Origin of the sequence: Streptomyces sp. ISL-98 (assembly GCF_018614055.1) — a bacterium.
Lineage (GTDB): Bacteria > Actinomycetota > Actinomycetes > Streptomycetales > Streptomycetaceae > Streptomyces > Streptomyces spiramyceticus.
This window is the reverse complement of the sequence record NZ_JAGGPB010000045.1, coordinates 11,490-26,782: the sequence shown is the minus strand read 5'-3', so window position 1 is coordinate 26,782 and position 15,293 is coordinate 11,490. Positions and strand designations below refer to the sequence as shown.

Annotated in this window: 11 protein-coding genes; 6 read left to right on the top strand and 5 right to left on the bottom strand. The window is 70.8% G+C overall.

What is annotated here, in order from left to right:
• Positions 1-165: 165 nt before the first annotated feature.
• The 5 genes from J7I98_RS28575 (at position 166) to J7I98_RS28555 (ending at position 5,384) form a co-directional block, all read left to right on the top strand.
• Positions 166-1,041: a M24 family metallopeptidase gene (locus J7I98_RS28575; protein ID WP_214927921.1), complete on the top strand. Its 876-nt coding sequence runs from the start codon at positions 166-168 to the stop codon at positions 1,039-1,041.
• On the top strand, positions 1,038-2,807 hold the full coding sequence (locus J7I98_RS28570) for an SDR family oxidoreductase (protein WP_214927920.1): 1,770 nt from the start codon (positions 1,038-1,040) through the stop codon (positions 2,805-2,807). The genes J7I98_RS28575 and J7I98_RS28570 overlap by 4 nt, the downstream gene beginning before the upstream one ends.
• Positions 2,804-3,751, top strand: coding sequence for a metal-dependent hydrolase (locus J7I98_RS28565; RefSeq protein WP_214927919.1), 948 nt, complete (start codon positions 2,804-2,806; stop codon positions 3,749-3,751). The genes J7I98_RS28570 and J7I98_RS28565 overlap by 4 nt, the downstream gene beginning before the upstream one ends.
• 25 nt (positions 3,752-3,776) lie before the next feature.
• Positions 3,777-4,718 carry a MerR family transcriptional regulator gene (locus J7I98_RS28560; protein ID WP_214927918.1) on the top strand — a complete coding sequence of 314 codons (942 nt, stop codon included), beginning with the start codon at positions 3,777-3,779 and terminating at the stop codon, positions 4,716-4,718.
• Between the two features lie 123 nt (positions 4,719-4,841).
• The gene (locus J7I98_RS28555) at positions 4,842-5,384 is read left to right on the top strand and encodes an RNA 2'-phosphotransferase (RefSeq protein ID WP_214927917.1); all 543 of its coding nucleotides are present in this window, start codon (positions 4,842-4,844) and stop codon (positions 5,382-5,384) included.
• Between the two features lie 74 nt (positions 5,385-5,458).
• Here J7I98_RS28555 and J7I98_RS28550 read toward each other — a convergent pair whose 3' ends face one another.
• Positions 5,459-6,154: a maleylpyruvate isomerase N-terminal domain-containing protein gene (locus tag J7I98_RS28550; protein WP_214927916.1), complete on the bottom strand. Its 696-nt coding sequence runs from the start codon at positions 6,152-6,154 to the stop codon at positions 5,459-5,461.
• Positions 6,155-6,281: 127 nt separating this feature from the next.
• Positions 6,282-7,181 carry an LLM class flavin-dependent oxidoreductase gene (locus J7I98_RS28545; protein WP_214927915.1) on the bottom strand — a complete coding sequence of 300 codons (900 nt, stop codon included), beginning with the start codon at positions 7,179-7,181 and terminating at the stop codon, positions 6,282-6,284.
• A 370-nt stretch (positions 7,182-7,551) separates the two neighbouring features.
• On the opposite strand from J7I98_RS28545, the gene J7I98_RS28540 reads away from it, so the two are divergent.
• The gene (locus tag J7I98_RS28540; protein ID WP_308377976.1) at positions 7,552-8,421 is read left to right on the top strand and encodes an HAD hydrolase family protein; all 870 of its coding nucleotides are present in this window, start codon (positions 7,552-7,554) and stop codon (positions 8,419-8,421) included.
• A gap of 48 nt (positions 8,422-8,469) precedes the next feature.
• Here J7I98_RS28540 and J7I98_RS28535 read toward each other — a convergent pair whose 3' ends face one another.
• From J7I98_RS28535 to cydD, 3 genes are all read right to left on the bottom strand, one after another.
• Positions 8,470-9,546, bottom strand: a complete 1,077-nt coding sequence (locus J7I98_RS28535) for a M23 family metallopeptidase (protein WP_374225185.1) — start codon at positions 9,544-9,546, stop codon at positions 8,470-8,472.
• Between the two features lie 131 nt (positions 9,547-9,677).
• Positions 9,678-11,411, bottom strand: coding sequence for a GAF domain-containing protein (locus J7I98_RS28530; RefSeq protein WP_214927912.1), 1,734 nt, complete (start codon positions 11,409-11,411; stop codon positions 9,678-9,680).
• 24 nt (positions 11,412-11,435) lie between these two features.
• Positions 11,436-15,281: a thiol reductant ABC exporter subunit CydD gene (gene cydD / locus J7I98_RS28525; protein ID WP_374225181.1), complete on the bottom strand. Its 3,846-nt coding sequence runs from the start codon at positions 15,279-15,281 to the stop codon at positions 11,436-11,438.
• Between the last annotated feature and the right edge of the window lie 12 nt (positions 15,282-15,293).

The following is a 15,293-nucleotide window of genomic DNA, read 5'->3' as shown; positions in this document are numbered from 1 at the left end:
ACAGGTGCGAGGGCGGGTCCGGCGGGCGGGTCCGGGGACGGGTCCGGCGGGCGGCCGGTTATCCACAGGTCGCGCACACCCCTTGACGTCGCCGCCGGGCATTGTCACATTCATCAGTGTCAAGTTACGAGCGCGTACCTACCGCATACGGGACGGACAGGTGGCATGGCTTCAGCAGCCTCAGCAGTTCCAGCAACCTCTGCAGCACAGAGCGAACTGACCGCGGACCTGCAGGGATTCAGGGAGGTGCAGCGCCTCGCCTACGCATGCGCCGAAGCCGTCGCCGCCCAGCTCAAGCCGGGGGTGACGGAGCGCGATGCGGCGCGGATGCAGCGTGACTGGCTGCGCGAGCGGGGCGTACGGGACTGGTTCCATCTGCCCTTCGCCTGGTTCGGGGACCGGACGGCCTTCGTCAACTTCCGGGTGCCGTTGCAGTTCTTCCCGACGAACCGGCGGCTGGAGCCGGGAATGCCATTCATCCTCGACATGGCCCCGGTCTACAACGGCTATACGTCGGACATCGGGTACTCGGGGTGCCTGGGCCTCAATCCCGTGCACGACAAACTGCTCGCCGATCTCGAACCTCACCGTGAGCTGATCCTGCGCGAGGTACGCGAGCGTCGGTCGCTGCGGGAGATATACGAGAACGTCGAACGGCTCATGATCCGCCAGGGATACGCCAACCGGCACCGCGCATACCCCTTCGGCGTCATCGCCCACAAAGTCGACCGGGTCAAGGAGCGCCGCTGGTCGCCACATCTCTTCGGGTTCGGCACGCAGTCGCTGAAGGGGCTGGCGAGCGATGCCCTGCACGGTCACCGCGACGGCTGGTCGCCGCTGTGGAGCCCGTACAAATTCTCCGACCACCCGCCGCAGCCGGGGCTGTGGGCGGTCGAGCCGCATCTCGGATTCCGGGGTACGGGCGCGAAGTTCGAGGAAATCCTGGTGGTGACCGACTCCCGGGATCCCGAGCAGAGCGCGTTCTGGCTGGACGACGATCTGCCGCATGTGCGGCGCTGGGCAGAGGAGAAGTCGGCGTGAGTCTTCAGGGGGCGCGCGAGCGCTGGGTGCGTACGGGAGGGGTCGAGCTCTGCGTCGCCGAGCTGGGCGATGCCGCGCAGCCGACCGTACTGCTGGTGCACGGCTATCCGGACAGCAAGGAAGTGTGGTCCGAGGTCGCCTCGCGCCTGGCCGAACACTTTCATGTGGTGCTCTACGACGTACGCGGGCACGGCAGGTCGACGGCGCCCATGCCGCTGCGCGGCGGCTTCACGCTGGAGAAGCTGACGGACGACTTCCTGGCGGTCGCGGACGCGGTCAGCCCGGACAAACCGGTGCACCTGGTCGGGCACGACTGGGGGTCCGTGCAGTCCTGGGAGTTCGTGACGGTCAAGCGCACCGAGGGCCGGATCGCGTCCTTCACCTCGATGTCCGGCCCTTCCCTGGACCACTTCGGGCACTGGATCAAGAAGCGGATGTCGCGGCCGACGCCGCGCAGGGCGGCCCAGCTGCTCGGCCAGGGCGCCAAGTCCTGGTACGTGTACATGCTGCACACGCCCGTCCTGCCCGAGCTTGCGTGGCGCGGCCCGCTGGGCAAGCAGTGGCCAAAGATCCTCCAGCGGGTGGAGAAGGTGGCGGCCGGTGACTATCCGACGGCGTCGCTGCCGCAGGACGCGGCGCACGGCGCCTGGCTGTACCGGGACAACGTCCGCGCCCGGCTGCGCAGGCCGCGCACCGATGCGTACGCCCATGCGCCGGTCCAGCTGATCACGCCGACCGGCGACATCTTCCTCTCGGAGCGGCTGTACGACGACCTGGAGCTGTGGGCGCCGCAACTGGTGCGGCGCACGCTGCCCGCCAAGCACTGGGTGCCGCGGACCCGACCTGATCAACTGGCCGCCTGGATCAGCGAGTTCGTCGCGGGGAACGAGGACAGCGCGGCCGGGGTGGCGCCCAGGGAGACGGCGGCCAAGGGCCCGTACGCCGACAGGTTCGGCGGGCAGCTCGTGCTGGTGACGGGAGCGGCCAGCGGCATAGGGCGGGCCACCGCCTTCGCGTTCGCCGAGGCGGGGGCGCGGATCGTGGCCGTCGACCGGGACGCTGAGGGGGCGGCCAGGACGGCCGAGATGGCCCGGCTGATCGGGGCGCCGCAGGCCTGGGGCGAGACGGTGGACGTCAGTGACGAGCAGGCGATGGAGAAGCTCGCCGAGAAGGTCTCCACCGAGTACGGCGTCGTCGACGTCCTGGTCAACAACGCCGGTATCGGTCTTTCGGGCTCCTTCCTGGACACCACCGCCGAGGACTGGAAGAAGGTCCTCGACGTGAACCTGTGGGGCGTCATCCACGGCTGCCGGCTCTTCGGCAAGCAGATGGCCGAGCGCGGGCAGGGCGGCCACATCGTCAACACCGCGTCCGCGGCGGCGTACCAGCCGTCGAAGATGCTGCCCGCGTACAGCACGTCGAAGGCGGCGGTGCTGATGCTGAGCGAGTGCCTGCGGGCGGAGTTCGCGGGACAGGGCATCGGTGTCACGGCGATATGCCCTGGGTTCGTGAACACCAACATCACCACGACGGCGCGGTTCGCCGGGGTCTCGGCCGACGAGGAGAAGCGCCGGCAGAAGCGGTCGACACGGCTGTACGGGCTGCGCAACTATCCGCCGGAGAAGGTCGCCGAAGCGGTGCTCAAGGCCGTCGTGCGCAACCAGGCGGTTGTGCCCGTGACACCCGAGGCGCGCGGTGCCCACTTCATGTCCCGCTTCGCGCCGAGGACGCTGCGCGCCATCGCCCGAATGGAGCCGCCGCTGTGAGCACGGAGGAGGAGCGAACCGAGAACGCCGAGAGCGCTGACCACGCCGAGCACTACGCCATAACGCCCCGCCGGGTCTCGTTCGACTGGCGCGATACGCCGCTGCACTGGATACCGGACGAGCCCACCGCCACGCATGTGATCAATGTGCTGCACCTGCTGCTGCCGGCGGGGGAGCGGTGGTTCGTCAAGGTCTTCAAGGAGGCCTTGCCGCTGGTCCGCGATCCCGAACTCCTGAAGGACGTCAAGGGGTTCATGGGACAGGAGGCGACGCACAGCGTGCAGCACGCGTATGTGCTGAACCATCTGGCCGAGCAGCAACTGGACACCCGGCCGTACACCAAGCATGTGGACTTCCTCTTCGAGAAACTCCTGGGCGAGGCACCGCCGTTCGGCGTGCCGATACCGGCGCAGGAGTGGCTGCGCTTCCGCCTCTCCCTGATCGCGGCGATCGAGCAGTTCACCGCCGTCCTGGGGAACTGGGTGCTGCACGCCGAGGACCTCGACCACGCCGATCCGGACGCGGTGATGCTCGACCTGTTGCGCTGGCACGGCGCCGAGGAGGTCGAACACCGGGCGGTGGCCTTCGACATGTACCAGCACTGCGGTGGTTCCGGGCTGCCCCGGTACGCCCGCCGCATCGAGGGCATGGTGGTGGTCGCCCCCACGCTGCTGTGGCTGTGGTGGTGGGGCGCGGCGTATCTGATCCGGCACGACCCCGAGCTCGCCGGCCGGCTGCGGTACTCGCTGCGCGAGCACAACAGGGCCGTCGCCAAGGGCTTGCTGCCCACCTGGCGCGAGCTCGGCTCCGCGATACCGCGCTACTTCCGGCGGTCGTACCATCCCTCGCAGGAGGGCTCACTGCGCAAGGCCGTCGAGTACCTCGCGACGTCGCCCGCGGCTCGCGCCGCCGCGGGTGCGGTGGGCCGGGCAGCCCTGTCGTAGGCGTGTGGGGACCGAGGGAGTGAGCGTGTCAGGTCAGCCGACAGCCGAGTACCGGATCGAGGACCTGGCGCACCACAGCGGCGCCACGGTCCGCACGATCCGCGCCTACCAGGACCGCGGGCTGCTCCCCAAGCCGGAACGGCGCGGCCGGTCCAATGTGTACGGGGACACGCATCTGGCCCGGCTCCACCAGATCGCCGCGCTGCTCGACCGCGGCTACACCCTGGCCAGCATCAAGGAACTGCTGGAGGCCTGGGACGCGGGGAAGGGGCTCGGCGGGGTGCTCGGTCTCGTCGCCGAGGTCAACGGGCCGTGGACGGACGAGAAGGCGGACCGGATATCGCGGGCGGAGCTGGACGAGCGGTTCGGCGGGAAGCCCGACGACGAGGCGGTCGAGGACGCGGTGGAGCTCGGGGTGCTTGAACGTATCCCGGGGCGTGACGACGAGTTCCTGGTGCCGTCACCGCAAGAACTGGCTGTGGCGGCCGAGTTGCATGCGGCCGGTGTGCCGCTGCTGGCAATATCTGGGCACTTGCGGGAACTTCGCGGCCAGGTGGAGCACATCGCCACGCGTTTCCTGGAGTTCACCACGGAGCACGTCTTCGCGCGCTACCTCGGTCACCGTCCGCCCACGGACGCGGAAGCGGCGGAGGCGGCGGAAATGGTGCGGCGATTGCGGCCGCTCGCGCAGCAGACCGTGGACGCCGAACTGGCCCGTGCCATGCAGACGTTCGCCACCCGTCACCTCCAGCAGCACCTCGGCACTGCAGCTCCGCCCGCAACGGGGCCGGAGTCGGAGATTGTCAGCCTTCCCGAAGAGACAATGCGGGCGGTGCGCAGGCTGGTTGGATCCGCCAATGCGGCTGCGTTCATCGCGGCTGCCGCTGAACGGGAGGTGCAGTCCCGGACGTTGGATTCGCTGACCCCAAAGTTCCAAATAGCCAACGAACTTGACCAAATACCCTGAAAAGGCATGTACGTTGTCCACAGAAGCGCGAAATCCCTTGTGGATAACCGGACTTGGCTGTGGATCAAACCTGTCGTTCGAATCTGAGTAGCGTGACGCTCGCCTCCCGGGCACCCTGGCCTGATGGATGAAAGACGCATCACAAAGGTGTCGAAATATCTCTCGAAGCACCTTCGGCACCAGCCGGAGCGGATCGGGATCACGCTCGACGAGAACGGCTGGGTCGAGATCGAGACGCTGATCAAGGCTGCGGCGGAGCACGGCTTCCGGTTCACCCGCGCCGAGCTCGACCACGTTGTCGCCGCCAACGACAAGCAGCGGTTCGCGATCGACGGCTCCCGGATCCGTGCCAACCAGGGCCACACGGTCGAGGTCGACCTCGGTCTCCCGGAGGCCGAGCCGCCGGCGTACCTCTACCACGGAACTGTCGCCCGAAGCCTGGACGCGATCCGCACCGAAGGCCTGCGCCCCATGGCCAGGCACGACGTCCACCTCTCGCCCGACCGCGAGACTGCCACCCGCGTCGGCGCCCGGCGCGGCCGTCCCGTCGTCATCAGCGTGGACGCCGGGGCGATGCACCGTGCCGGTCACATCTTCCGTGTCAGCGCCAATGGCGTGTGGCTCACCGCTTCAGTACCGCCGGAGTACCTGCGCTTCCCCGACTGACCGGCATGGCTGGGAGGGCTGGGGCGGACACGCCCTAGGAGCTGGGACGGTCCGTTGTTTCACGTGAAACAGGCTCAACCCAGCGTCAGCCGCCGCAGTCCCAGGCGTTCAGCCGCGCGCTCCGCCGCGGTCATCGGAAGTCGCCCGGTCGCCTTGCGCAGAAACGTCGTACGGTCCCAGCCGCCTCCTGGCACGGGCACGGATGCGTCGTACGGGCGGCCGCCCAGCAACAGCCGCGCCACCACGTCCGCCGCCTCGTCGGTAGGCCACGGCTCGTGGCCGAGCCCCACCGCGACGTCGAAGCCGTGCACGCAGACTTCGACGACCCGGGTAACGAGGAAGTCCGACAGCAGCATGGGGTCGCCGTGCCGCGTACGGACCCGGCGCTCCGGAGGCTCCTTGGCGCAAGCGGTGGTTACAGAGCGCCAGACGGAGTCGAAGTGCTCGGCAAGCGCGCGGCCGTCGGCGTACCAGCCGGCGGAATCCTGGGCCGTCTCGATGCGGACCTCATTGGCGTCCGTCGAGAAGCGCTCGTCGGGTGCGTAATACCCGGCGGCCGTCACCAGCGCCCCCGACGGCTCGGGCTCAGGCTCCGCCAGCATGCTGCCGACCCGGTCGACCGCGTTCGTCAGGTGGGCGAACACCTCACGCACGGTCCAGGGATCGCACGGGCTCGGCCGGTCCCACTCACCCTCCGGGATCGCGCAGACCTTCTCGTACAGACGCTGCGATTCGGCCCTGAGGGCCGCCAACACCGTTTCCCCGTCCATACCGACCAGCCTAGGCAACGGGCTTGACCACCGGCGTAGAACAACCGCACTTTCCCGCCACCGAGTTCGTTGTCACCGCGCTCCGCCTCTGACCCGGATCAAGCCCTGATCCGAAACGACCCGACGGTCACGAGCGGAGCTGAGCCAGCCCCTCCGTCGCGATCTGCTCGAAGACCTTCTCATCGGCCGCGAAGTCCGAGTCGGCGATCGGGGCGTGGAGCACGATCTCGGTGAAGCCGAGCGCGAAGTGCCGGCCGGCGAAGTCGACGAAGGCGTCGAGGGACTCCAGCGGGCCACTCCGCTCAGGGGTGAAGCCGGTCAGCAGGATCTTGTCGATCTCGTTCACATCCCGGCCGATCTCGGCGCAGGCGGCGTCGAGCTTGGCGGCCTGGCCGCGGATGGCCTCCAGCGACTGGGCGGGTGTGCCGGACTCGAAGAGCTTCGGGTCGCCGGCCGTCACCCAGGCCTGGCCGTACCGGGCGGCGAGCTTCAGCCCGCGCGGGCCTGTCGCGGCGATCGCGAAGGGCAGGCGGGGCCGCTGCACGCAGCCGGGAATGTTGCGCGCCTCGACAGCGGAGTAGTACGTGCCCTCGTGGGTGACGGCGGGCTCGGTGAGCAGCCGGTCGAGCAGCGGCACGAACTCCCCGAAGCGGTCGGCGCGCTCACGCGGCGTCCAGGGCTCCTGGCCCAACGCGGTGGCGTCGAACCCATTGGCGCCGGCGCCGATGCCGAGCGTGATGCGCCCGTTGGACACGTCGTCCAGCGTGATCAGGTCTTTGGCGAGCGTCACGGGGTGCCGGAAGTTCGGCGACGTGACGAGGGTGCCGAGGCGCATCCGCGAAGTCTCGGCGGCCGCGGCGGTAAGGGTCGGCACGGCGCCGAACCACGGACCGTCGCGGAAGGTCCGCCAGGACAGGTGGTCGTAGGTGTACGCGGCGTGGAAACCGAGCTGCTCGGCTCGCTGCCACGCATCGCGGCCACCCTGCGACCAGCGGCGGATGGGAAGGATCACGGTGCTCAAACGCATGCCCTCGACCATACGTGGAGAACGCGCTGCCCGGGCCACCGTTCCCAGCCGTTGTCCGGGGGCAGGATCGCCCCCGGACAGGACAGATCGCTGAGCCGGATGCGGCCAGGGACGCCCCATCCCTCTGGCCGCCCCCTGCGAATGCAGGCCCCGAACCGATCACCGGCCGGTCCGTGACTGATCGTGGACGCGATCCAGGCCGTACCCCGGCCGAACCCTGACGCGTTCCCGTCCGTAAGCCGGACGTACCCCGCCGATCATGGCCGCGTGCCCGGTCGAGCCCGGACGCGCTCCCCCGCAGGCGATTCCGCGCGCTCTCAGATGTGCGCCCCTTCGCACGCCCGTGTACTCCATACGGGAAGATGGATCTGTGACCTCAGCTACGGACGCTACCGACCCCCAGCACACCCGCCCGGTCCCGGCCGCCACCACGCGGCTCATCGCGACCGACCTCGACGGCACCCTGTTGCGCGACGACAAGTCCATGTCGGACCGTACGATCGCCGCGCTCGCCGCCGCCGAGGAGGCCGGTATCGAGGTCTTCTTCGTCACCGGCCGCCCGGCCCGCTGGATGGACGTCGTCAGCGACCATGTCCACGGCCACGGCATGGCGATCTGCGCCAACGGCGCCGCCGTCGTCGACCTGCACGCGGGCGGAAGCCTGCTGAAGGTACGACCGCTGCCCCGCGAGAACGCCCTCGCCGTCGCCCTCGCGCTGCGCGCCGCAGCCCCCGGCACCTCGTTCGCGGTCGAGCTCACCAACGGCATCCACTACGAGCCCGGCTACCCGCCCTTCCACCTCGACCCGGGCGCCACCGTCGCCGCCGTCGAGAAGCTGCTCCACGAGGCGGCCCCCGGCTCCGGGACCCCGGTCATCAAGCTGCTGGCCCACCACGCCGAGCTGTCCCCCGACGACTTCCTCACCCTGGCCCGGGCCACCGCGGGCGACCACGTGTCCATCACCCGGTCCAGCCCGACCGCCCTGCTGGAGATCAGCGGTTTCGGCGTCTCCAAGGCGAGCACGCTCGCGCAGTGCTGTGCGGAGCGCGGCATCTCCCCCGCCGAGGTCGTGGCCTTCGGGGACATGCCCAACGACGTGGAGATGCTGACCTGGGCGGGCACGTCGTACGCCATGGGCAACGCGCACCCGGACGTGGTGGCCGCGGCGTCCGGCCGTACGGTCGCGAACAACGACGACGGCGTAGCGGTCGTCATCGAACGAATCCTCGCCGGCCTGTAGTCACGCAAGGGGCTCCCGCCCCAAGACCCCACGCCTCAGAACCGCCCGTCAAAACCCCGCCCCGTGCTCGCGCATCCAGCGCGCCGGATCGACGGCCGAGCCCATGTGGCGAGTGAGCCGCACCTCGAAGTGGAGGTGCGGCCCCGACGAGTTCCCGGTGGTGCCGGCCTGCCCGACCCACTGTCCGGTACGCACCAGCTGCCCCTGGTCGACGGTGACGCCGGCCAGGTGTGCGTACTGCGAGTAGTAGCCGCCCGGGTGCCCGACCACCACCTCGATGCCGAATGCGCCGCCGCAGGAGACCGAAACGACACGGCCCGCGCCGATGGCCCGTACCGGTGTGCCGATGGGCACGGCGAAGTCCTGCCCGGTGTGCCTGCTCTTCCAGCGCGCGCCCTCGCCGCCGAACCCTGCCGACAGCTCGTATTTCTCGACGGGCGTCACCCACGCGCGCGTGGTCGGCTCCTCCTGCTGCTCCAGCCGTACGGCGCCCGCGCAGCGCCCCGCAGCGACGCTGCGGTCCGCCGCACCCTGGAGCTTCCACCGCGCCTCTTCGAGTTTCACCGCGATACCGCGCTTGATCGCCGCCAGCTGCAGAGAACGGGCGTCGAAGTCGCGCCAGGCGGCGGTCGCCCGCTTCTCGTCCCTGGCGAGCCTGCGTTCGGCCCTCTCGGCCCTCTCCAGCATCCGGGACACGGCCAGATCTGCCTGCCAGGCGAGCTGTTGACCGTTCATCAGATCCTCCGGATCGTCGGCCAGCAGCAGTTGCGTGGTGTACGTGATGCCTCCGCTCCCGGTGCGGTACTGGGCCCGGGCGACTCGCCCCACGTCCGCGTGCAGCGCTTCGACCTCGCGCCGCTCCGCCTCCAGCAGCTGTTCCAGCCGGTGGGCCTTCATCCGCTGGGTCTTCGCCGCGAGCCTGCCACGCTCGTACGTCTGCGAGGTCTGCGCCGCTTCCTCGTACAGCCGCGCGACCTCGGCGCTGATGGCGGGCCCGTCGGAGGAGCTGTCACGCGCGACGACAGCGACGGCGGGAGCGGGGAGCCAGAGGAGCACGCAGAGAGGTACGCACAGGAGGGCGCACAGCACGGCCACGAGGGGCCATTGGCAGGGGCCGCAGCGCATTGGTCCGCGGCGCATGGGTCCGAGGCGCATTGACGGATCGTGGCCCGGCCGCACCACGATTCCCCGTACCGAGGTAGCGCCACCGGGGTGTCGTCCCGCCATCCGGCGTACCGGCACACCCTGCGCCGGACCTAGAGCGGCGCCTCCCACACCACCGTCGTGCCGCCGCCGTCCGGCCCGATCCCCGGCCCGCACTCGCTGGTCCCGCCCAGCGACTCGGCCCGCCGCTTGAGGTTGCGCAGACCGCTGCGCCTGCCGCCCTCCGGAATGCCCACCCCGTCGTCGGCGACCGACAGCCGCACCCCGCGTCGGCCGTCAGCGAGTTCGGCGGTGGCGTCGACGACAACTTCGATGCGGGACGCCTGTGCGTGCCGGAAGGCGTTGGACAGCGTCTCGCGCAGCGCCGCGATGAGGTTCTTGCCGGTGAGCTCGCCGACCAGCGCGTCGACCGGGCCGACGAAGCGGTGCGCAGGTTTGAAGCCCAGCGGCACGGCAGCCATGTTGACCTCCCGCAGTACGCGCGTACGCAGCCCCGAAGGCGCCTCGGCCGGACCCTGCTGGAGCGCGAAGATGGCCGTACGGATCTCCTGGATCGTCACGTCCAGTTCGTCGACCGCCTTGCCCACACCCGACCGCACCTCGGGCACCACCGACCTGCGCTGCGCGCCCTCCAGCATCATCCCGGTGGCGAACAGCCGCTGGATCACCAGGTCGTGCAGGTCGCGGGCGATCCGGTCGCGGTCCTCGTACACCGCGAGCCGCTCCCGGTCCCGCTGCGCCTCCGCCATCATCAGTGCGAGCGCCGCCTGCGACGCGAACTGTGTGGCCAGAGTCCTCTCCGCCTCCGTGAAGAGCTTCGCGCCACGCGCGCGCGGCGTGGCGAGTGCGCCCAGCACCCGCCCGCCGCTGTGCAGCGGCAGCAGCATGCTCGGCCCGTACTGCTTCGCGAGCCTGGTGCTCATGCGCGGGTCGCTCGCGGAGTCGGCGATGAAGACCGCCTCGCCGTCGAGGAGCCGCCCCACGACCGGGCTCTCCGGCGGGATGACCACCCCCAGGGACTGGGCAGGGTCGTCGGCGGAGACGGCGACGATCTCCAGGCCGCCCTCTTCGGCGGGCAGCAGCACTATCCCGGCCGCCGAATCGGCGAGCCGACGTGCCTGTTCCGCTACGACCGTGAGGGCTTCGTCGGCGTCGCCGCCCGCCAGCAGGGCGGTCGTGACGGCGACAGACCCGTCGATCCAGCGCTCACGCTGCCGCGCCGCCTCGTACAGCCGGGCATTGCCGATGGCGATCCCGGCCTCCGTGGCGAGCACCCGGACCATGTGCAGGTCGTAGTCGTTGAACTCCGCCCCGCCGCTCTTCTCCGCCAGATAGAGATTGCCGAAGATCTCACCCTGTACGCAGACAGGGACCCCCAGAAAGGACCGCATCGGGGGATGGTGCGCGGGAAATCCGGCAAAGCGCGGATCGGCCGTCAGGTCGTCGAGCAGCACGGATTCGGGGTGCTGGATCAGCGCTCCGAGCAGCCCCTTGCGTCCGTCGGGCAGCCGCCCGATCAGTGCCGCCCGCTCCTCGGTGACTCCGTACGTCACGAAGTCGGAGAGCCCGTCGCCCTCCTCGTCGATGACGCCGATCGCCGCGTACCGGGCATCTGCGAGCTCTGCCGCGGTCTCGCAGATCCGGTCGAGGGTGGAGTGCAGCTCCAGGCCGGTGCCGACGGATCGCATGGCCTCCAGCAGCTGGGGCACGCGCGCGGTGAGTTCGGTGGAGAGCCCCTGCAGGCTGCGGGTCGCCTCCGTCGCGGCTTCAAGAAGGCCCCTCGGATCATCTCGATCGCCCGGTTCCCGCGCGTCCTCCACTGACATGCCCTGAGCCTAGTTAGTCCTATTTCAGGTGGAAAGTCGGGTGTCGAGCGGCTCGGCCTCCCGCTCGCGCGCCAGCATCCGCCGAAGTGGGCCTTCCTCCGCCACGAGTTCCGCGTAAGCGCCCCGCTGTACGGCGTGACCGTCGTCCAGCACGATCACCTCGTCCACGGCGTCCAGGCCCTGGAGCCGGTGCGTGATGATCAGCGTCGTACGCCCCTCGGTCGCCCTCAGCAGGTCGGCCGTCAGCGCGTCCGCCGTCGCCAGGTCCAGGTGCTCTGCGGGCTCGTCGAGTACGAGCACCGGGAAGTCGGCCAGCAGGGCGCGGGCCAGCGCGAGCCGCTGGCGCTGGCCGCCGGACAGGCGGGCGCCGTGTTCACCGACGAGCGTGTCGAGGCCGTCGGGAAGCGCGTCGACCCAGGTCAGCAAGCGGGCGGCGGCGAGTGCGTCCCTCAGCTGCTCCTCGGTGGCGTCGGTCCGGGCCAGCCGGAGATTCTCGCGTACGGAGCTGTCGAAGATGTGCGCGTCCTGCGCGCACAGGCCGACGAGCCGCCGCACGTCGTCCCCGGCGAGCTCGGCCACGTCCGTACCGCCGAGCGTGTACGTCCCGGCCCGCGCATCCAGGAAGCGCAGCAGCACCTGCGCGAGCGTCGTCTTCCCGGCCCCGGAGGCCCCGACCACGGCGATACGCCGACCCGCCTCCAGCGTCAGATCGAAGTCCGCCAGCGCGTCGCGCTCCTGCCCGGCGTACCGGGCGGCCAGCCCCCGTACCTCCAACGGGAACGGCGATGCGGGCCCTGCGGCAGGCGTCTCGGGCTCGTGCACCGGCACCGGCGCATCCAGCACCTCGTACACCCGCTCCGCGCTGCGCTTGACCCGCTGCCGGTACTGCACGGCGAGCGGCAGCCCGATGACGGCTTCGAAGGCGGCGAGCGGGGTGAGTACGACCACCGCCAGCGTCACGCCCGACAGCCGCCCGTCCTGCACTGCCTGCACCCCGGCGAGGGCGGCGAACACGACGGTCAGCCCGCAGGCCAGCGCGGAGAGGCCGCCGCCGAGCGCGGTGGCGGTGGCGGCCCGAGAGGCGATCCGCGTGAGCACGCCGTCCGCCTCCCGTACGTCCTGTGTACGTCGCTTCAGCGCGCCCGCGACGGTCAACTCAGCCGTACCGCCCAGCAGATCGGCGACCCGCGTCGCCAGCACCCCACGGGCGGGCGACAGCTGCCGCTCGGCCCGCCGGGCACAGGCGCCGCTCACCCACGGCACGCCCACCCCGGCGACGACCAGCCCGACGGCGAGGACGGCACCGGCCTCGGGCAGCAGCCAAGCGGTAAAGCCGACGGCTCCCGCCCCGACGACCAGCGCTGTCCCGGCCGGCAGCAACCAGCGCAGCCAGTAGTCCTGCAGGGCGTCCACATCGGCAACGAGCCGGGACAGCAGGTCCCCGCGCCGGGTCTCACGCAGGCCGGCGGGCGCGATCCGCTCCAGCCTGCGGTACACCGCGACCCGCAGTTCCGCCAGCATCCGCAGCACCGCATCGTGCGACACGAGCCGCTCGGCGTACCGGAAGACGGCACGCCCAATACCGAAGGCCCGGGTCGCGGTGACGGCGACCATCAGATAGAGCACGGGCGGCTGTTCGGACGCCCGCGAGATCAGCCACCCGGACACGGCCATGAGCCCCACGGCCGACCCGAGCGCCAGGCTCCCCAGCAGAAGCGCGAGCCCTATCCGCCCCCGCAGCTCCTCGGCAGCCATCCGTACGCGCCGAAGAACCCCCGTGCGGTCCTGCGGAGTTGACGATGCCCGCGTCGCAACGGGCGCAGTGGCGCCCTCCCGTTCCACGTCGACGAACGGTCCGACGGTGGAGCCACCCGCCATGGACGGGGAGAGACCCGCCCCGTCCGCCGAAGGCGACGTTAGCGACGGCCGCCCAGCGAGGGTGCTATCAACCAGCCCCCCTCCAACCGGCGGGCGATTGGGAAGATCCCCCGCCACACCCACCGCAGAAGAACCCTGCCCCGCCACGGGCAGAGGGTCAGCCAAGACCTCTTCAGCAGCAAGGCCGGTGGGAAGTTCCCCCGCCCCGGAGGGACGCGAATCCCCCGCCTTACCTGCCGTGGACGACGCCTGCCGCGCCACGGGCACAGAGTCACCAATCAAGCCCCCTTGGGCAGCTGCGCCGGTGGGAACCCCTCTCGCCCCAGAGGCCCGCTCGTTCCCCGCCCCACAGTGGCGGGAAAGCTCCACCACCCGGTCCGCGACAGCCAGCAGCGCCGGCCGGTGCACAACCAGCACCACCGTGCGCCCCGCCGCCAGCCTCCGTACCGCATCGACGATGCCCGCTTCGGTCTCGCCGTCGAGGTTCGCCGTCGGTTCGTCGAGGAGCAGCAGTGGCCGGTCGGCGAGGAACGCCCGTGCCAGGGCGAGCCGTTGGCGCTGCCCCGCCGAAATCCCCGCGCCGTCCTCGCCGAGCCGTGTCTCGACACCTTGCGGCAGGGCGGCCACGAAGTCGTACGCCCCCGCGTCCCGCAAGGCCGCGGCCACCGCAGCGTCGTCGGCGTCCGGCCGCGCCAGCCGTACGTTCTCGGCGATCGTTCCCGCGAAGAGGTGCGGCCGCTGCGGCACCCACGCAATCCGCTCCCGCCACCGCTCCTTGGAGACAGTCGCCAGATCCACCGCTCCAAGGCCGTCCCCGACCAGCACCCGGCCCTCGTCCACCGGCGCGAACCCCAGCAGCACGTTCAGCAGCGTGGTCTTGCCGACCCCGCTCGGCCCGACGACGGCGACCGTCTCACCTTCCCCGACGACCAGCGAGGCCGAGTCGAGCGAAGGCTCGGTCCGCCCCGAATGCCGGACCGTCACGCCCTCGACCCGCAGCGCACCGGTCGGAGCATTCCCTGTGCCGTCCGCCCGCGGCTCCGTTTCGAGAACCTCGAAGATCTCCTCCGCGGCGGACAGTCCCTCCGCCGCCGCGTGGAACTGCGCCCCCACCTGCCGCAGCGGCAGATACGCCTCGGGGGCCAGCACCAGAATCACCAGACCCGTGTACAGATCCAGGTCCCCGTGCACGAGCCGCATGCCGATACCGACCGCCACCAGCGCCACCGACAGCGTCGCCAGCAGCTCCAGCGCGAACGACGACAGGAACGCGATGCGCAGCGTCCGCAGGGTGGCCCGCCGGTACTCGGCCGTGATCGACCGGATCGACTCGGCCTGCGCCTTCGCCCGGCCGAAGACCTTGAGCGTGGGCAGCCCGGCGACCACGTCCAGGAAGTGGCCGGACAGCCGCGACAGCAGCCGCCACTGGCGGTCCATCCTGGCCTGGGTCGCCCAGCCGATGAGGATCATGAAGATCGGGATGAGCGGCAGTGTCACCACGATCACCGCTGCCGAGATCCAGTCCTCGGTGACGATCCGCGCGAGCACCGCGACGGGCACGACCACCGCGAGCCCGAGCTGCGGCAAGTACCGGGAGAAGTAGTCGTCCAGCGCGTCGACGCCCCGCGTCGCCAGCGCCACCAGCGAACCGACCCTCTGTCCGCTCAGCCACCCGGGCCCCAGCTCGACGGCCCGCTCAAGCAGCCGTCCCCGCAGCTCCGACTTGACCGCCGCGCTCGCTCGGTGCGCCGCGAGTTCGGTCAGCCAGGCCACCAGGCCCCGCCCCAGGGCGACACCCGCCAGCAGGATCAGCGGCGTACGCAGCTCCGTACCGTCCAGTCCGCGCTGGAACGCCCCGACCACCACCTCGGCGATGAGCATCGCCTGGGCGACGACCAGGCCCGCGCCGGCAAGCCCGAGAACCACCACCGCCCCCAGGAAGAGGCGGGTGGCCCGGGCGTACCGGAGCAGACGCGGGTCGATCGGTTTCACGTGAAACATCCC